Source organism: Methylomicrobium lacus LW14 (assembly GCF_000527095.1).
GTDB classification, from domain to species: Bacteria; Pseudomonadota; Gammaproteobacteria; order Methylococcales; family Methylomonadaceae; genus Methylomicrobium; species Methylomicrobium lacus.
The window spans coordinates 613,868-630,809 of sequence record NZ_AZUN01000001.1 but is presented as its reverse complement, the minus strand read 5'-3'; the positions used below and the strand labels follow the sequence as shown (position 1 = coordinate 630,809).

Sequence of the window (16,942 nt, the reverse complement as noted above, 5' to 3'; positions counted from 1 at the left end):
TGAAGTCGGATTGTTATTGGCTGTATCCGGAGACGTAGATTTGGGTGCCGGATTTTGCCGACTTCCAGATCGCCCGGGCTTGGGCCTGAGTTTTAAGCGGATCGGTATCGGATCCTGCATCCAGAGCCAAAACTTCCTGGAAAGAAGAAAAGGCGGTCGATTTGCCGATCGTGGTCGCTTTGCCCCAGAGGCTGCCGGTCAATTTCGAGACTTGCGCAACGCCATGGTAATGATCGATCCAGCCGACCAAGGCCGGGTTGCCATTCGGCGAAATGGCAACCCGGGTGGCGTAGGCGTCGACGGGGACCGTTGGATCAGTAAGGCGCTCAGCCTGGCTCCAGGTGCGATCGAGAGAGCCCCGGCTAACCCAGACGGAAGCCCTGTCGACACCGGGTGTCGGGTCAAAGATTGAAACCGCGACGACAGCATTGCCGCGCGCATCAACCGCAAGGTCCGGGCTCAGGAAAGATGCCCCTAAAATAGTCGATCCGATGATGGATGCCGGCGATGTCCACACGCCCGAAGCGTCCTGGCGTGTCGCCTCAAGGCCATAACCCATATAGACGACGGTCGCCAGACCCGCCGTATCGAGCGCGACTTGCGGGTCCGTGATGTAGCCCTGACTCGATAGCATGGTTTCGGATATCCGCACCGGCGCTGACCAAACAGAGCTAGACCTGCTCCGATAAACATATTCGACGCCGGTTCCGGTAACGTAACTGGTATAGGGCGACAACGAATAAGCAACCGCCGCATCGCCATCAGCGTTGACGGCGAGACTCAAATAAAGTCCGTCGTCCGTGGGTCCGGAAAGCACCGCTTTGTCCCAGGATGTGCTGTTCTTTCGCAGCGTTCCGGCCTGCACTACATGGCGTGCGCCATCCCAAAGGGTCCAGGTGGCGGTCACGTTGCCGTCCTTATCAATGGCCACGGGCACCGGCGGCGTGATTGCGACACCGCCGACCGGAGCGCTGGCCAGTTCGTATCTTGTCCAATTTTGAGAACCCGCCGGCCTCACCGCGACCTGGATTTTCTGCAGCGGGTTGGTGGCAGTCGCCGGATCCTGGTAAGTCCACGAAACCGCCATCGTGCCGTCCGCACCGACAGCCACTTTGGGCCTCATCGAAAAACCGGTGTTGTCTGAAATGGTCAACGGCGCGCCCCAGCGGCCGGCCGTTTGCACCGCAACGCCGATTGTCGCGCTGCCGCCAATGTCATAGCGGTATTGATCCCAGGCTGCCAGGGTCAGTCCGCTCGCATTCACCGCCACATCGTTCAATTGCGAGCCTCGGGTCGGGTCGGGATGTCCCACCGGCGAGATCGCGGTCGACCCCGACCAGCCGCTTGCCGCCGCCAGTACCGGGGCAACCGGAACGCTCACAAGCATTAATGAAAGCGCCGCATGGCCCACGGCAGAGCCGACGTGGCGGCTTGTCTTATCCAACAATTTCTTTTTCACCAATATAATCCCCACACTTACAAAAAGGATGGCGGTTCGCGTCCTAATCAACGGACTGGAAGGTTCCAGTTTACGTGGTTTATACAGCCTTAAGATAAAATAAACCTTAAAAAGTGTAAGTTTGTTGCCCGGACCGTTATCTCAGCGAAAGGGATTGGCTGGATGTTTATGCCGGACGGATGCTGCGGCGCCGAATCAAAAGTAAACCCAGGCAGGACCTATGGGCTCCCAGTCATGGTAAACTTCGGTTTTAAATGAGCACCGGAAGATAGTTTGATGCGCCTCTTGTTGGTGGAAGATGATCGGGATCTGGCCCGGCTTCTGAAAAAAAATCTGGAAAAAGCCGGTTACGCGGTCGACGTGTCGCACGACGGAGTGGAAGGCGAATATCTCGGCAACGAAGCGGTTTACGAGCTGGCGATACTCGATCTCGGTTTGCCGCAGCGCAGCGGCATCAGCATACTGCAAAACTGGCGGGCGCAACAAAACACCCTGCCGGTGTTGATCCTGACCGCGCGCGACGCCTGGTACGAAAAGGTCGATGGCTTCAAGGCCGGCGCCGACGATTATCTGGCCAAGCCTTTTCATATCGAGGAACTCTTGGCCCGCATCAACGCCCTGTTGCACCGCTTTCATCAACTGCCCGGCGGCCATCAGCTACAAGTCGGCGGTTTGACGCTGGATGAAGACCATCAGCAAGTGATTACCGAAAACGGCGAACGCATCGATTTAACCGGCGTCGAGTTCAAACTGCTGCGCTATTTTCTGCTGCACCGAGGCCAGGTGATCAGTAAATCCACGCTGAACGACCAGCTTTACGACTTCGATTCGGACAAGGACAGCAATGTGATCGAGGTGTATATCAATCATCTGCGCCGAAAACTCGGCAAGGACCGCTTCGAAACCCGCCGCGGCCAGGGTTACGTTTTCAAGGAAGAACTGCCGTGAAATCCCTGCAACTGCGTCTGGGGATCGCGCTGTTTATCAGCCTGCTTTGCGCGGTCTCTTTGTTATGGTGGCAAACCCAGCTCTCGATCCGGCAACTGGCCGAAGATAATGTCGCCGAACACCTCGAACATGACGCGGAAGCCATACTTGCCGGTGTTCATGCCGACAGCCCGGCAACCATCGCCCTGAACGACACAGGAATGGAGCCGGTCTACGCGAAACTTCATTCCGGCCAATACTACTGGGTCGCCAGCGGCCGCCATATCATCAAATCGCCCTCGTTGGGAGAAGACCATTTGGCCATACCGACGGTCGCAACAGGAAGCGGTCAGCGCCTTTATCTGAGGGGCCCGCGGCAACAGCCGCTGCTGATCATGGCCTTCGGCTATCAGAAAGACGGCCGTCCGATCACGGTCGCGATCGGCGAGGATTTGTCGCCGACCCTCCTGCTGATCGATGCATTTCAACACCGATTTTCGATGATTGCGGCCGTCTTGCTGTTGGTTTTGATGTGCGTGCAAATCGTGATCCTGCGCAATGGATTTCGCCCACTGGCGCGCCTGCAAACACAGCTGAGGGGCTTGGAGCGCGGCGAACTGAGGCAGATCGACACCGATGTACCGCTGGAAGTCTCTGCCCTGGTCGGCGAATTCAACCGCTTATTGACGGTGCTGGAGCAACGCCTGCAGCGCAAGCGCAACGCCCTTGCCGACCTGGCTCATGCGCTGAAGACACCACTGACGGTGCTCCAACAATTGCCCCGCGAAGACGCCTTCCGGCAGCATCCGGAGCTCAGCGAAATTTTGACCGCGCAAACCACCCATATGCAGCGCTTGATGGACCGCGTACTGAAACGCGCGCGCCTGGCAGGCACAGGGCCGGCCGCGGCAAGATTCGACATGCATCAGGAAATCCCGGCCTTGATCCAGGTGCTGAAAAAAATGTACCGGGAGAAAAATCTGGCTATCCGCTTTTCCGCCCAGCCAATCTGCATGCTGCCGATCGACCGGGAAGACATGCTGGAACTGGCCGGCAATCTGCTCGACAATGCCTGCAAATGGGCCAAGTCGACGGTCAGCATTAGGATCGAATGCAATCAGGCGATCCACTTGATCATCGAGGACGACGGGCCGGGCGTCGAAGCATCCTCTCTCGAAACCTTAATGCAGCGCGGCACCCGCCTGGATGAGTCGGTCAACGGCCATGGGCTGGGCCTATCGATCGCCAAACTGATCGTGGAGCAATATGGCGGGCGACTATTGCTCAACCGCTCGAAAGACTTGGGGGGATTTTGCGCGGAAGCGGTTCTGTTTACGGCGGATGCAGGATCAAAACCCTAAGCGTTTATTTGCTCGATGCGAACGCGAATCTTTCATTGCCACAGTTCGCATTTTTGCAGAGTGAGGCCACCGCATGGTTCGCATTGATGCCGGAAAACCCACCGGTCTTTTCGGCACCCCCGGCTTGCAGCAATGATTCTTGCTGCGATTTTAGCAAAAGCGCCTTGATGTTCTGAGGACTCAGCCCCGGCTTCAGTTCCAGCAATAACGCGACAATGCCCGAAACTTCCGCCGCGGCGATCGAACTGCCGGAAATGAAATCATAGGCGCCGTGCGGCAGCGTGGTCAGCACATTTTCTGCAGACGCTTCCACCCTCCCGCCCGAATTGTCCGCAGGATCTTTGGAGCGGGATAAAGCCTGGACCGGGATCACATGATTTAGCGTGGCCGGAAAATTATCTTGCGCCTGCGTCCCTCCGGTATCGGCCGCCACGACGATAATCCCTTGCTCGATCGCCTTGTTCAACAGCAATTCCAGCAAAGGGTCTTCAGGACCGGTCAGGCTCATATTCAGAATGTCGACGCCCGCTTTGATCGCCGTATTGACCGCCAGCGCCAGCGTGTAGCTGTTGCATGCCGCCGCCATCGCATCGGCTTTCGCCGGCCAGCAGGCTTTCAGCGCCACCAGATTGGCGTCGGGCGCGATGCCGGCGATGCCGACGCCATTGTCTTTCCGGGCGATCATCACCCCCGCGACCGCAGTGCCGTGGATGTCGCCCGCGAATTCCGGCGAAACCCTGGACGCGAAATTTTCCTGCCGGCTGATTTGCCCGGAAAGATCGGGGTGCCCGGAATCGACGCCGGTGTCGATCATGCCGATCGTGACGTTGCGTCCTGTAGCCAGATCGTGCACGCGGTCGAGTTGCATCGCGTGCAGATTGGACTGCAGCTTGAAATACGGGTCGTTGTATTCGTGCCGACCCTGCGTAATAAACCAATGCATCTTTTGCACGATTTTGATCCGGCTGTCCTTGGCCATCCGCGCCAGCGTGTCCGCAACCGGGCCGGCGCTCAGGACTTTATAGACCACGCATTGCACGCCGACCTCGGTCATCGGCCATTCTTCGAGCTTTTGCAAATGATAGTCTTCGGCGATTTGCGCGGATGTCCGCCGGCTCCAGGTGGAACTCTGGTAGTCGCCGCGGCGGCGGTAACCGGATAGAGGCATCGGAGCGGAAGTCCGCTCGATGGACTGATCGGAAAAACCGACCAGTATCATGCGCTCCGCCTCGGCCGGGCTGAACTGTTCGGGAAATGCAGAAACGGCGGGGTCCACGCCGCCCTGTTCGGCGGCAAACGAAAGACTCGCAAAGCATAACAATAACCACCCCAGTTTCATTGCGCTTTTCCCTCGGCCGAAAGCGCGGACGATAACGCATATGCCGGCTCGGCAAAAATGACTTGCGAATTTTTTCTGAGCAATGCCAGGGTTTCGAGAACTTGCCCTGGGGCGAACGCCTGCTTCAGACGGATCAGATATACGCCCGTCGCATTCGGGCCTTCGACGGTTTCTCCGGCAATCGAGTCGATCACCGACTGTCTTTGGCCGCCATCGGCGCTTTCGGAAAACACGACTCGAATTTCATTGCTCTGCGCCGCAGGGATTTCGGAATTGGCGAGGGTCCGGTAGTTGCTTTCAAATTCCCGATTCACGATCAAATAAGCAGGAATCAGCAAAAGACAAAGCCCCAGCGCCGCAATCGCCTGGTACGGGAAGCTCGGCATCGTGAAGCCGAACTTTCGCTGTCCCTTCAGTTTTCGCGAACGGGCCTCGACTAGGGGCGGCGCCGGCTCCCCATTATCGCCGCGCCGATGCATGCGCGCCTGCAAGCGGGCAAAAGACGCCTGGGCGACCGCGTCGATGGTATCGGCTTGTTTTATCGCCATGGACAGCTTTTGCTGTTCGACGAGCTCGCGCCTGCAGGTGAGGCAGACCTTCAGATGATTTTCGACCCTCTTCAGCTCGGCATCCTCCAAGGTTTTATTGACGTACCACGGCAACGACAACAGGATGTCGTGATGCTCGGAGTATGGGTTTGCGTTATCGTCTTTCATTGGATAATCCTGATTAATGCCCTTTGTCGTTCAAAAAGGCGGCCAGTTTTTTGCGCGCGTAGTGTATTCTCGTTTTAACCGTATTTTCCGAACATCCCATCAACTCGGCAATTTCGCTGTAATGCAGTTCCTGGTAGTAGGTCAGTTCAATCACCGCACGCTGCTCGGCCGAGAGGCAGCCCATCGCAAACTCCAGCCAGTTGTCCAATTCTATTCGCAGCGGTCCGTCGTCTTCAATCGCTGGAACCCAGGCGTCGTCTTCCATATCGTCAAGCCATACTGTGCCGTCCTGAGCCGCGTTGCGCAACGCCTGCCGCGCCTTGTTGAAGGCAATGCCGAATATCCAGGTCGACAGCCGGCATTGCCCATTATAGGTAGGCGCCTTATCCCAAACCACATACAGGGTATCGTTAATGATTTCCTCGATCAGCTCGGGCCTGCGCGTCATGCGCGCAACGAAACGGAACAAACGGCTGTAAAACCGGCTGTAGAGCCGTTCGAACGCCTGCTCGTCACCCTGGACGATCAAGCCCATCAGCTCGGCATCGGGGTTTTCCGAGGGTGTTGGGTTTTCGATTTTCAATGATTTGCCTGAATACATGCATCGCCGACGGTAGTGTTTACCGATTTATTGCAATGCAGACGAAAAAGGTTCAATGGTTTGTAAAAAAAGTAAATCGGATCTCAAAAGCCGGCGGAAATGCTGAACAAAAAAGTCGGGTCGATGGGCGGCGGATAATAATCCGAGTGATTATCGACCCTCGAATTCGCATTATTAGCCGTATCCACCGCATGCACGTAGCGCAGATCGAGGGTGACAAACTTGTAAAACCCGCTCACCCCGGCATTCCAATACAAATAATCGTATTCCAGGGCTTGCTTTGCTTGGGTGTAGCCGACACCGCTGGAAAGCTCCAGAAAGTCGGTAACGGGGTAGCGTCCGGTCAGTTCGTAATTCGCGGCGGCATGTCCGCGTTGATAATAATCCTCGGAGAAGGAAACGCTGGCGCTCAGCACGTCCCGAAAATGCAAAAACAGGCTCATGTCATTGTAGTCCGACGGCAGCCCGAAAATTTTCCCGTCGTAGAGATACCGCGACCATTGACCGTCAAGCCGCCAGTCATCCGACAGCTTGAAAGTCCAGCCGGCATAGGGAGTGATTTCGACATGGGCGGCATCGGAGTTGCTGTCGCCAAAATTGACGTAGGCCGTATTGGCGCCCAAATAAAAACCGGAATCATGCTGATAATCGAGATTGACCTGTCCGGAAAAATCGCCGGCGCTTTTGGAAAAGCCTTTGCCGATGTTCTCGCTCATCGCCGTCACCGTTACATGCACATCGGCGCCCGCATGCTGGAAGTGCAACAAGAGGATCGCCGCAGTGAGAAATCGCAGAAATCCGGGTAGGGTGTAGGGGATGTCCATGCCGAAAGTATACCAAACCCTTCGTTTTTTATGGCTAAAGCTTCAACACTGCGGTGAATTTTGTTTGCGGCATCGAATGACTGACATGAACCTTTTTTCGAGCCGCAGGAATTCAGTAACCAAAGCTTTTAAAATTTTTCTGCCCCCCCAGCAAGCAGCACGCGGCCGTCACGGTTAACGGCCGCGTTTTTTTTTGCCTGCCGAAAGGACGTTTTCTTGGTGCTTAAGCATGATTGCGGTTGCCTTGCATGTGTTCGGCGTAATCCTGTCCAGCCGGCTGCACAAGGAGCATCTGATTAAAGCCACGCTGACGGGCAATAAAAACCGGCAATAACCCGCAGTCACGGGAATGCTTAGGATTCCTCGTAAAACATGCGCCTCCTAAAAATTTTCACGCCGCTTGAACCTTTTTTCGAATATCGGGAATTTATTAACCGAAGCTTACATGACCTATGCGGTGAAAGCTTTCTTAAATATATCCAGATAACTCAACTTTCTGTTCTTGAGGGTAAAACGATGAAAATAACCAAACACAAAGAATTGGCCATTTTATTGGTAGGCAGCCTGGCGGTAGCGTCCCCGGCTTTTGCAAAAAATGGCGCGGACGACGCTAATTCGTCCAGTTCGTCAAGCTCTTCAAGCGTTTCGGATTCATCCAAATCTTCATGCTCATCTTCGAGCTCTTCCGGCAAATGCAAAAGAGCCTTTACGGTCAGCGGGGTCATATCAGCGCCAGGACTGGAAACCGCTTTTACCTGTACGAATATGGAAAAATCCAAATCCGCCCTCTTGCGCGTCGAAATCTTTTCGGCAGGGGGCGCACGCGTGAATGACAATACGCCCGACAATGGCACCGTGGTCGTCGATGCGGGCGAAACGGCGACGATTGCGACGGGCGATATCGGCAGCATCACCGGTGAGTCGATCATTCTACTGACAGGACCTGTGAATCCGCCGGGCGCGGCCTCTGTCACCGGCACCACGTCCAAGGTGGTTTGCAACGCGTATTTGGCGGGCAACGGCGCAACACCCACCGTCTTCATGCCATTGCCGCTGGTCAAAGGCACCACGCAGAAGGGCAACTAACGCCGGCAAATCGTAAAAAATCGCGCCCCGGCATCGGGGCGCGGCTTCTGATAGCCGTTGCGTTAAACGCGAGCAGGCCGTCAAACAAAGGGAGAAATGGCTTCGATGACCTGACGCCCGCTGATACGGCGAGTACACTCGAACCTGCGAGGCGTCCCCCGATGATCGGGACACCAGTGCCAATCGCTGGCGTCCAGGCGATAACGATTGAAACAACCGCTGCAGACGTTTCCGTCCGGAAAAATCCGGATACAGTCCTGCATCTCCGTATAGGGATACGAAAAGCCGCTGATCAGACAGGTTTTGCAACCGGTTGCCCAGGCAAGCCAGCTCAATCCGCTGCCGACGCCGATAAACATTTTCGCATGCCGGAGATAGTTGATCACCGTCTCCAACGGCCCTTCTTCCAGGTATTTGACGCCTTGCGGGACGCTGTTGCCCATGTGTTCCTTACCTTCTTTTGACAACAATACGACCGTGTAGCCCTTGTAGCGCAGAAAGCGCACGACTTCATCCCAGCCTTTGGGATTGTTCCAGTATTTCGCCTGGCACGTGGCGTGTAAGCCGATACAGACATAGGGTTTATCCAACGGACTCGGCAAATCGGGGATCTTGATCAGCGGTTTGATTTCGCGAAACGGCAGACCCAAAATATCGAAAGCCGGCTGAGCCAGCGGTTGTTCGCGAAAATCCGAAGGATTTTTGCCGTAATCGTACGCGCCGTCTTCCTTATAAAACAAACCGATCCGATACATCGCATAAAGATCGTGGGCCGTTTCTCCCGGTTCGATGAATTCGATATCCGGGTAGTTGTCCTTGAACAGCCGGTTTAAAAATGTCGAACAAATCACCCGGCAGCCGTGCCGTTTGCGGAACGCCTCCACCGCCGGCAGCCAGGCCAGCGTATCGCCCAACGAGCCCGACTCAAAAGCGATATAGACGCGTTTGCCGGTGCAATCGAAGACATGCCTGTACACCAGCTCGTTATCCCTTTGCCGATAAACATCGACTCGCCAGCGCACAAAATAGCGATGCGGCGTTCGCACCCAACCGCCGGAAGCAAGCTCGCACTGCATCGCAAGCGCCGGATCGTCAAGGTCCTCGATGAGCACCCGATAACGTTCCCTTCCCTCGCCGGCCACTTCCAGATAGGCGCCGTCGATAAAGTTGCAATGCAACATTTGTGCAGTCTCCATGCTTTGTCCAGGCAGCGATGGGTCGGATTTGAATGTAGCCATGTTACGCGAATCTTTTGACGATGACTCTTAGTAAAGAGCCGTCATGATGCCATAGATTGGAGCGACCGCGATACTCTGCGCTGTCGTGCTAGTCAGGTTGGCTAACGGTATGAACCAGAGAAGATATATTGGCTTTCGAGACGGAACAGCGCGCAAGCATTCAAAGTCAACAGAATCAATAAGCCGCTTATTGAAATGCCATCCAATCCCGGCATAGACTTTTATTCCGGTTTTCAGCTTGGTTTCATATTGCCGATGTACATTATCCCCAATCCTGTTCAACCGCCACTTACGAGGAAACTTCAATGCACAATCAAACCACCGTGCGAGTCTGGGACATTTTGATTCGCCTCTTCCACTGGTCGCTGGTCGCGAGTTTTATTGTCGCTTATCTGACCAGCGAGGAAGAAAACCTCTGGCACATCTATTCCGGCTACACCGTCCTCGGCCTGATCATTTTCCGGCTGATCTGGGGTTTTATCGGCAGCAAATACGCGCGCTTCAGCGATTTTGTCCGCTCCCCGGCCGTGGTTTTCCAATATGTCAAAGACCTCCGCGCCGGTCATCCCCCGCATTATCTCGGCCACAACCCGCTCGGCGGCTGGATGGCCATGGCGCTGCTGTTGACCTTGTTCGCCGTCACCCTCAGCGGACTCAAAGTCTATGCGATCGAAGAAGGCAAAGGCCCTTTTGCCAGCATGCAGTCTATCGAATTGACGCCGATTGCCGCGGCTTATGCCGAAGATGAGGATGAGGACGACGAAGATCGCGGGCAAAAGCCGAACGAGGCCGATGAAGAATTCTGGGAAGAAATCCACGAAGCCTCCACGAACCTGATGTTGCTGCTGATTGCCTTGCATGTGTTCGGCGTGATCCTGTCCAGCCGACTGCACAAGGAGAATCTGGTTAAGGCGATGCTGACGGGCAACAAAACCCGGCAATAACCCGCATCCCGGCGGGTATCACGACGAATGCTCTGCGTGGTAACCCGCCTAAGGACGTTCTGCGTCCCGAACTGCGGCGCGGTTCAGACTGCATTCCAACACAGCGCGTTGGAACGAGGAAATAAAATTTTTCGTGCCTTTCGTGCTTTTCGTGGCTATTGATCGTCCGTAAAATCCGTTACGAAGGCGGATTCGAACTGGAAGGCGTCCCTCCCCCGAAAAATCCCGCAATCGCCCGAAAAACCTTCTTGATCCCGACCCATAGCTTCGGCAACAGCCAGATCATCAAGCCGATAAACAGCGCCAGCGCGATCAGAAAAAAGAACGGGTGCCGGACCGCGGCCCAGACGCCGGTGATCACCGCCACGTCTTCGCCGATCGACGCCATCCAGTTGCTGAACGGTTCCGGCGAAGTATTGATCAGCACGCGGCTGCCGGCCTTGGTCATATGCGAACCGGCCGCGAGGCCGCCGCCGACGATCGCGGCGGCGAGTTCGACGGCCGGATTCAGCTCGCCGACCGCGCCGGCGGCCAGCATCGCGCCGGCCGGGATGCGGATGAAGGTATGGATCGCATCCCAGCCGGTATCGACGCCCGGCGTCTTGTCGGCAAAGAATTCGACGCAATACATCAAGCCGGCCGCGACCATCACCGCCGGATTCGCGACGATCTGCAAATCCGGAGGCAGCGCGATGTTGCCGCTGTTCGCGAGAAAACCGAGCGTCAGCAAGGTTGCATAAAGATTGATGCCGCTGGCCCACGCCAGGCCCATCGTCAACGCCAGCGTCGTGGAGATTTGATTCAGTGCGTCCATAAAGGCACCTCAAGGATGATTGATTTGCTGATGGTAGCATAGCGCCATGAATGCCAACTTAATAAATCCGCCGCCACCGTGGCGGCATTTTTTCGCACATGCAGGCTTCAGACCATGTAAAATGAGCGCTATTACTACACAGTTTTAACTTTGGATTTTATAAAGTGAATTTGAGAGGAACCACCATATTATCCGTGCGCCGCGGCAACAAAGTCGTGATCGGCGGAGACGGCCAAGTGACCCTGGGCAATACGGTCATGAAAGGCAATGCCCGCAAGGTGCGCCGTCTGTATCATGACAAGGTGATCGCCGGTTTTGCCGGCTCGACCGCGGACGCCTTTACCTTGTTCGAGCATTTCGAAGGCAAACTCGAAAAACATCGCGGCCACCTGATGCGCGCGGCGGTCGAAATGGCGAAAGACTGGCGCACCGACCGCACCCTCAGGCGCATGGAAGCGATGCTGACGATCGCCGATGCCAAAACCTCATTGATCATCTCCGGCAACGGCGACGTGGTCGAGCCCGAACTGGATTTGATGGCGATCGGCTCCGGCGGCGCCTTCGCGCAGGCCGCCGCGCGCGCCTTGCTCGAAAATACCGAGTTGAGCGCCCGCGAGATCGTCGAAAAAGCGCTGTCGATCGCGGCCGATATCTGCATTTATACGAATCACAACTTGCGCATCGAAGAACTGGACGCGGAACCGAACGAGTAAAGCATGACCCAAATGACCCCAAAAGAAATCGTCCATGAACTGGACAAGCACATCGTCGGCCAATCCGATGCGAAACGCTCGGTCGCGATCGCCTTGCGCAACCGTTGGCGCCGGCAGCAGGTCGATGCCTCGCTGCGCGAAGAAATCACCCCGAAAAACATCCTGATGATCGGCCCGACCGGCGTCGGCAAAACCGAAATCGCGCGCCGCCTGGCGCGGCTGGCGAATGCGCCGTTCATCAAGATCGAGGCGACCAAATTCACCGAAGTCGGCTATGTCGGCCGCGACGTCGAATCGATCATCCGCGATCTGGCCGATACCGCGGTCAAGATGATGCGCCAGTCCGAAATGGAAAAGGTGCAGATCAAGGCTTACGACGCGGCCGAAGACAAGATTCTCGACCTGCTCCTGCCCGAAGCGGACGGCGGCATGCGCTCGGAATCCCACGAATCGACCCGGCAAAAAATGCGCAAGAAACTGCGCGAAGGCGACCTCGACGACAAGGACATCGAGATCGACGTGCAGCTCGCGCCGATGGGCGTCGAGATCATGGCGCCGCCGGGCATGGAAGAAATGACCAATCAATTGCAGGGCCTGTTCCAGAACATGGGCACCGGCCGGACGCGTTCCCGCAAGATGAAGATCAAGCAGGCCTTCAAGGTCTTGCAGGAAGAGGAAGCCGCACGTCTGGTCAACGACGAGGAGATCAAGCTGAAGGCGGTCGAAGCGGTCGAACAGAACGGCATCGTGTTTCTCGATGAAATCGACAAAATCTGCAAACGCTCCGATTCGGGCGGTTCAGGCGGCGAAGTCTCGCGCGAAGGCGTGCAGCGCGATCTGCTGCCGATCGTTGAAGGCAGCACGGTCAGCACGAAGTATGGCGCGATCAAGACCGATCATATCCTGTTTATCGCCTCGGGCGCGTTCCATCTGACCAAGCCGTCCGACCTGATCCCGGAATTGCAGGGCCGCTTCCCGATCCGTGTCGAACTCGGCGCCTTATCCGCCGACGACTTTTTCCGGATTCTGACCGAACCGAATGCCTCGCTGACCGAACAATACTCGGCGCTGCTCGCGACCGAAGGCGTCAATCTGAGCTTCGCGACCGACGGCATCCGCCGGATCGCCGAGCTCGGCTGGGAAGTCAACGAAAAAACCGAAAACATCGGCGCCCGGCGTCTGCATACGATCCTGGAACGCCTGCTCGAAGAGATTTCGTTCAGCGCACCGGACCTGCTCGAAAAGAACATCGTGATCGATGCGGCTTATGTCGACCGCCACTTGGGCGAATTCGTCCAGGATGAGGATTTGAGCCGCTATATCTTGTAGGCGAAAGATTGTAGGGTGGGCAAACGGCTTTATCGTTTGCCCACCTGACTTCCTCATGGCGGGCGGAAAAACGCCGCCCATCCAACATATTCTGATTCGATATGCGACTTCATACCCAACCCTGCAACGCGCTGCCGACCGAAATCAAACTGCATCAGGTTTCCAGGATTCTGGAAATCCATTTCGATGACGGCAAGGTCTTCATGCTGCCGTGCGAATACCTGCGCGTCTATACGCCGTCCGCGGAAGCCCTGGGCCATGCGCCGGGACAGGAAACCCTGCAGACCGGCAAGGAAGATGTCACGATACGGGAGATTCATCCGATCGGCAATTATGCGATCTGTCCGGTGTTCAGCGACGGCCATAACAGCGGTCTTTACACCTGGGACTTTCTCTACCAACTCGGCGCCGAATACGACAGCCTTTGGGCCAGCTATCTGGAACGCCTTAAGGCCGCAGGCTACACACGCATTGACCCCGAACATTTACAATAAAATATGACTCATCACAAAACGACCCATTTCGGCTTCAAGCAAGTCGCCACCGAAGACAAGGTCAATCTGGTGCGCGGCGTTTTCGACTCGGTCGCCGAAAAGTACGACATCATGAACGACTTAATGTCGCTCGGCATTCATCGCATCTGGAAACGGATTGCGATCCAGCTTTGCAATGTCCGCAGCGGCGAGAAAGTGCTCGATCTGGCCGGCGGTACCGGCGATTTGACGACGCTGCTCGAAAAACGCGTCGGCAAGGACGGACTGTGCGTGCTCGCCGACATCAATTCGGAAATGCTGCGCACCGGTCGCAACCGACTGATCGACCGCGGCCTGACCGGCAATATCGAATATTCCCAGGTGAATGCCGAATGCCTGCCGTTCGCGGACAACACCTTCGACTGCGTGATCATCGGCTTCGGCCTCCGCAACGTAACCGACAAGGATGCCGCTTTGCGCTCGATGCATCGCGTACTGAAACCGGGCGGACGCTGCCTCGTGCTCGAATTTTCGCATCCGATCGACCCGGTCACCGAAAAGGTTTACGATTTCTATTCGTTCAAGCTGCTGCCGAAAATCGGCAAATTCGTCGCCAAGGACGAAGACAGCTACCGCTATCTGGCCGAATCGATAAGGATGCACCCGAAGCAGAGCGAACTGAAGGCGATGATGGAAAACGCCGGCTTCGAACGCTGCGAGTTTTACAACATGACGCAAGGCATCGTCGCGGTGCATCGCGGCTACAAGATCTGACATGGCGCTCAAACCGTTGTTGACCGTCGCGCTCGAAAGCGCGCTGAACCGCTATATCAAGCTGGACCTGGACGTCGGCGAATTGCTGGCGCCGATCGCCGGCAAGGTGATCGAACTGACCGTCGAACCGTTCGGCGAAACCCTTTATTTGTGCCCGACGCACGATGCGGTTCAGGTGCTGGACGCCTACCCCGGCGAGCCCGACACCCGGATCTCAGGCTCGCTCTGGTCCCTGGGCCTGATGGGAATCAGTGCCAAGCCGATGCGTTCGGTGTTTTCGGGCGAGGTCAAGATCGAGGGCGACATGACGACCGGGCGCAAATTCCAGGCGCTGTTCGACAAACTGAACATCGATCTCGAAGAAAAGCTGTCGCAGGTCACCGGCGACGTGATCGCGCATCAAATCGGCAATCTCTTCCGCGCAGGCTCGCGCTGGACGCGGCAATCGCTCAGGACTTTCGAACTGAATTTGAGCGAGTTTCTGCAGGAAGAAACGCGCGATCTGCCCGCAGGCCCCGAAGCCGATATTTTTTACCGCCATGTCGACGAACTGCGCACCGATTTCGACCGCCTGAACAGCCGGATCGAACGCCTCGAAGACGCACTCACCCGTAAACCTCTTGCGCAAAGCGAATGATGCCGTGCCTGCGCCCTCACCTGCCCGCGACTAAGCCAACGTGATCAATCCTAGAATCATATTCCGCTTGATCCATATTAATTGGGTCCTGGTGTTTCACGGCCTCGATGAAATCGTGCTGAAAACGCACCTGTTCCGTCCGATCCGCTTTCTGGCCGCGCTGTCGCCCTATTATTGGCTCAGAAGGCGCAATGAGCCGCGCGGCGTGCGCATCCGCAAGACGCTCGAAGACCTGGGGCCGATCTATGTCAAATTCGGCCAGGCGCTGTCCACCCGCAAAGACCTGTTGCCGGACGATATCGCCGACGAACTGGTCAAACTGCAGGACCGGGTGCCGCCGTTCCCGAACGAGGTCGCCCGGCGGATCATCGAATCAGAACTGGGCATGTCGATCGACGCGGCGTTCGTCGACTTCGATCCATCGCCTTTGGCTTCGGCCTCGGTCGCGCAGGTGCATACCGCAAAACTGCATACCGGCGAAGACGTCGTGGTCAAGGTGCTCAGGCCCGACATCGAAGACCGTATTCATTCCGATATTGCGCTGCTCTATGAACTGGCCCGCTTTGCCGAGCGCTTCTGGTCCGATGCGCGCCGCCTGCGGCCGCTCGAAGTGGTCGCCGAATTCGAAAAAACCACGCTCGACGAACTCGATCTGGTCCGGGAAGCGGCGAACGCGGCCAAACTGCGGCGCAACTTCGAAAACTCCGACATCATCTATGTCCCCGAAATCCATTGGCCGCTGTCTCGGCAGAAGGTGATGGTGATGGAAAGGATTCAGGGCATTCCGGTCGGCGAGATCGAACAATTGCGCGCCGGCGGCGCCGATTTCAAATTGCTGGCCGAACGCGGTGTCGAGATTTTCTTCACCCAGGTATTCCGGGACAATTTTTTCCATGCGGACATGCATCCCGGCAATATTTTCGTCGACCTGCCAGCCAAATATATCGCGGTCGATTTCGGCATCGTAGGTTCCTTGTCATTGTCCGACCAGCATTATCTGGCCGAAAACTTCCTGGCGTTTTTCAATCGCGATTACCGCAAGGTCGCGAGAATGCACGTCGAATCGGGCTGGGTGCCGAGTTCGACCCGGATCGAGGAATTCGAATCGGCGATCCGCGGCGTCTGCGAACCGATCTTCGAAAAACCGCTGCGCGACATCTCGTTCGGCCAGTTATTGCTGCGCCTGTTCCAGACCGCGCGCCGCTTCGACATGCATGTGCAGCCGCAGCTGGTGCTCTTGCAGAAAACCTTGCTGAATATCGAAGGCCTAGGCCGGCAGCTCTATCCGGAACTGGATTTATGGCAGACCGCAAAGCCCTTCCTCGAAAAATGGTTTCAGGAAAGGATGGGCCCGAAGGCCAAATTGAACCAACTCTTCGCGCACTTTCCGGAACTCGCCCAACAGCTTCCCGAAGTGCCGACGCTGCTGTACAAGGCGCTCGACAATGCCGCCTACGCGAAACAGTCCAGCGAGGCGCAGACACGCGAACTGGCAGAACTGCGCAAGCAGATGGAAGCCCATCATCAATCGACGCAGTGGATGATCTTCGTCAGCGCGGCATTGATCAGCGCGGCGATCTTTTTCGGCTAAATCCCCCCCTCGGCATCGTATTGCGCAGGCACCGCCCAGCGCAATACGATGCCGAAAACTCGCGCCACAGTCCCATGGTTTTTTTCAGGGTCAGCCCTGAATATCCCGGTTGACAA

At 56.4% G+C, this 16,942-nt stretch carries 18 protein-coding genes; 10 read left to right on the top strand and 8 right to left on the bottom strand.

Annotated features, from left to right (window positions below; all coding sequences use genetic code 11):
• Positions 1–13 precede the first annotated feature (13 nt).
• Positions 14–1,387 (bottom strand): hypothetical protein, encoded by a 1,374-nt coding sequence (locus tag METLA_RS0102775; RefSeq protein WP_152539356.1) that lies wholly within the window; start codon positions 1,385–1,387, stop codon positions 14–16.
• Positions 1,388–1,735: 348 nt separating this feature from the next.
• Between METLA_RS0102775 and METLA_RS0102770 the strand changes: the two genes are divergently transcribed.
• Positions 1,736–2,407 carry a response regulator gene (locus tag METLA_RS0102770; RefSeq protein WP_024297100.1) on the top strand — a complete coding sequence of 224 codons (672 nt, stop codon included), beginning with the start codon at positions 1,736–1,738 and terminating at the stop codon, positions 2,405–2,407.
• Positions 2,404–3,747, top strand: coding sequence for an ATP-binding protein (locus METLA_RS0102765; protein ID WP_024297099.1), 1,344 nt, complete (start codon positions 2,404–2,406; stop codon positions 3,745–3,747). Before METLA_RS0102770 ends, METLA_RS0102765 begins: the two co-directional genes overlap by 4 nt.
• A 4-nt stretch (positions 3,748–3,751) precedes the next feature.
• Here METLA_RS0102765 and METLA_RS20465 read toward each other — a convergent pair whose 3' ends face one another.
• The 5 genes from METLA_RS20465 to METLA_RS22870 all read right to left on the bottom strand — a co-directional run bounded on the left by METLA_RS20465 (position 3,752) and on the right by METLA_RS22870 (position 7,952).
• Positions 3,752–5,086, bottom strand: coding sequence for a S8 family peptidase (locus METLA_RS20465; RefSeq protein WP_024297098.1), 1,335 nt, complete (start codon positions 5,084–5,086; stop codon positions 3,752–3,754).
• Positions 5,083–5,802 carry an anti-sigma factor family protein gene (locus METLA_RS0102755; RefSeq protein WP_024297097.1) on the bottom strand — a complete coding sequence of 240 codons (720 nt, stop codon included), beginning with the start codon at positions 5,800–5,802 and terminating at the stop codon, positions 5,083–5,085. Before METLA_RS0102755 ends, METLA_RS20465 begins: the two co-directional genes overlap by 4 nt.
• 13 nt (positions 5,803–5,815) lie before the next feature.
• Positions 5,816–6,403 (bottom strand): RNA polymerase sigma factor, encoded by a 588-nt coding sequence (locus tag METLA_RS0102750; protein ID WP_024297096.1) that lies wholly within the window; start codon positions 6,401–6,403, stop codon positions 5,816–5,818.
• A gap of 83 nt (positions 6,404–6,486) precedes the next feature.
• A complete protein-coding gene (locus METLA_RS0102745) occupies positions 6,487–7,227 on the bottom strand; it encodes a TorF family putative porin (RefSeq protein WP_029646346.1) in 741 nt (246 codons plus the stop codon).
• 488 nt (positions 7,228–7,715) lie between these two features.
• A complete protein-coding gene (locus METLA_RS22870; protein ID WP_024297094.1) occupies positions 7,716–7,952 on the bottom strand; it encodes a hypothetical protein in 237 nt (78 codons plus the stop codon).
• A 40-nt stretch (positions 7,953–7,992) separates the two neighbouring features.
• Here METLA_RS22870 and METLA_RS22865 point away from each other — a divergent pair, with 40 nt between their 5' ends.
• Positions 7,993–8,313, top strand: coding sequence for a hypothetical protein (locus tag METLA_RS22865; RefSeq protein WP_024297093.1), 321 nt, complete (start codon positions 7,993–7,995; stop codon positions 8,311–8,313).
• Positions 8,314–8,393: 80 nt separating this feature from the next.
• On the opposite strand, the gene METLA_RS0102725 is transcribed toward METLA_RS22865, so the two are convergent.
• Positions 8,394–9,551: an autotransporter strand-loop-strand O-heptosyltransferase gene (locus METLA_RS0102725; RefSeq protein WP_084480045.1), complete on the bottom strand. Its 1,158-nt coding sequence runs from the start codon at positions 9,549–9,551 to the stop codon at positions 8,394–8,396.
• 305 nt (positions 9,552–9,856) lie between these two features.
• Here METLA_RS0102725 and METLA_RS0102715 point away from each other — a divergent pair, with 305 nt between their 5' ends.
• Positions 9,857–10,495, top strand: a complete 639-nt coding sequence (locus METLA_RS0102715; protein WP_024297091.1) for a cytochrome b/b6 domain-containing protein — start codon at positions 9,857–9,859, stop codon at positions 10,493–10,495.
• A gap of 178 nt (positions 10,496–10,673) precedes the next feature.
• On the opposite strand, the gene METLA_RS0102710 is transcribed toward METLA_RS0102715, so the two are convergent.
• Positions 10,674–11,309, bottom strand: a complete 636-nt coding sequence (locus METLA_RS0102710; RefSeq protein ID WP_024297090.1) for a DUF4126 domain-containing protein — start codon at positions 11,307–11,309, stop codon at positions 10,674–10,676.
• Positions 11,310–11,473: 164 nt separating this feature from the next.
• Between METLA_RS0102710 and hslV the strand changes: the two genes are divergently transcribed.
• The 6 genes from hslV to ubiB all read left to right on the top strand — a co-directional run bounded on the left by hslV (position 11,474) and on the right by ubiB (position 16,826).
• Positions 11,474–12,022 carry an ATP-dependent protease subunit HslV gene (gene hslV / locus METLA_RS0102705; RefSeq protein WP_024297089.1) on the top strand — a complete coding sequence of 183 codons (549 nt, stop codon included), beginning with the start codon at positions 11,474–11,476 and terminating at the stop codon, positions 12,020–12,022.
• Between the two features lie 3 nt (positions 12,023–12,025).
• Positions 12,026–13,351, top strand: coding sequence for an ATP-dependent protease ATPase subunit HslU (hslU, locus tag METLA_RS0102700; RefSeq protein WP_024297088.1), 1,326 nt, complete (start codon positions 12,026–12,028; stop codon positions 13,349–13,351).
• 101 nt (positions 13,352–13,452) lie between these two features.
• Positions 13,453–13,845, top strand: a complete 393-nt coding sequence (locus METLA_RS0102695; RefSeq protein ID WP_024297087.1) for a gamma-butyrobetaine hydroxylase family protein — start codon at positions 13,453–13,455, stop codon at positions 13,843–13,845.
• A 3-nt stretch (positions 13,846–13,848) separates the two neighbouring features.
• Positions 13,849–14,598 carry a bifunctional demethylmenaquinone methyltransferase/2-methoxy-6-polyprenyl-1,4-benzoquinol methylase UbiE gene (gene ubiE, locus METLA_RS0102690; RefSeq protein WP_024297086.1) on the top strand — a complete coding sequence of 250 codons (750 nt, stop codon included), beginning with the start codon at positions 13,849–13,851 and terminating at the stop codon, positions 14,596–14,598.
• Between the two features lies 1 nt (position 14,599).
• Complete coding sequence (locus METLA_RS0102685) at positions 14,600–15,235, top strand: ubiquinone biosynthesis accessory factor UbiJ (protein ID WP_024297085.1); 636 nt, start codon at positions 14,600–14,602, stop codon at positions 15,233–15,235.
• 40 nt (positions 15,236–15,275) lie between these two features.
• Positions 15,276–16,826, top strand: coding sequence for a ubiquinone biosynthesis regulatory protein kinase UbiB (ubiB, locus tag METLA_RS0102680; RefSeq protein WP_024297084.1), 1,551 nt, complete (start codon positions 15,276–15,278; stop codon positions 16,824–16,826).
• The last annotated feature ends 116 nt before the right edge of the window (positions 16,827–16,942 follow it).

Coding starts and splice junctions, on each gene's coding strand:
- METLA_RS0102775 (WP_152539356.1), bottom strand. CDS start 1,387: ATGCTTGTGAGCGTTCCGGTTGCCCCGGTACTGGCGGCGGCAAGCGGC.
- METLA_RS0102770 (WP_024297100.1), top strand. CDS start 1,736: ATGCGCCTCTTGTTGGTGGAAGATGATCGGGATCTGGCCCGGCTTCTG.
- METLA_RS20465 (WP_024297098.1), bottom strand. CDS start 5,086: ATGAAACTGGGGTGGTTATTGTTATGCTTTGCGAGTCTTTCGTTTGCC.
- METLA_RS0102755 (WP_024297097.1), bottom strand. CDS start 5,802: ATGAAAGACGATAACGCAAACCCATACTCCGAGCATCACGACATCCTG.
- METLA_RS0102750 (WP_024297096.1), bottom strand. CDS start 6,403: ATGTATTCAGGCAAATCATTGAAAATCGAAAACCCAACACCCTCGGAA.
- METLA_RS0102745 (WP_029646346.1), bottom strand. CDS start 7,227: ATGGACATCCCCTACACCCTACCCGGATTTCTGCGATTTCTCACTGCG.
- METLA_RS22870 (WP_024297094.1), bottom strand. CDS start 7,952: ATGACCCCGCTGACCGTAAAGGCTCTTTTGCATTTGCCGGAAGAGCTC.
- METLA_RS22865 (WP_024297093.1), top strand. CDS start 7,993: ATGGAAAAATCCAAATCCGCCCTCTTGCGCGTCGAAATCTTTTCGGCA.
- METLA_RS0102725 (WP_084480045.1), bottom strand. CDS start 9,551: ATGGCTACATTCAAATCCGACCCATCGCTGCCTGGACAAAGCATGGAG.
- METLA_RS0102715 (WP_024297091.1), top strand. CDS start 9,857: ATGCACAATCAAACCACCGTGCGAGTCTGGGACATTTTGATTCGCCTC.
- METLA_RS0102710 (WP_024297090.1), bottom strand. CDS start 11,309: ATGGACGCACTGAATCAAATCTCCACGACGCTGGCGTTGACGATGGGC.
- hslU (WP_024297088.1), top strand. CDS start 12,026: ATGACCCAAATGACCCCAAAAGAAATCGTCCATGAACTGGACAAGCAC.
- METLA_RS0102695 (WP_024297087.1), top strand. CDS start 13,453: ATGCGACTTCATACCCAACCCTGCAACGCGCTGCCGACCGAAATCAAA.
- ubiE (WP_024297086.1), top strand. CDS start 13,849: ATGACTCATCACAAAACGACCCATTTCGGCTTCAAGCAAGTCGCCACC.
- METLA_RS0102685 (WP_024297085.1), top strand. CDS start 14,600: ATGGCGCTCAAACCGTTGTTGACCGTCGCGCTCGAAAGCGCGCTGAAC.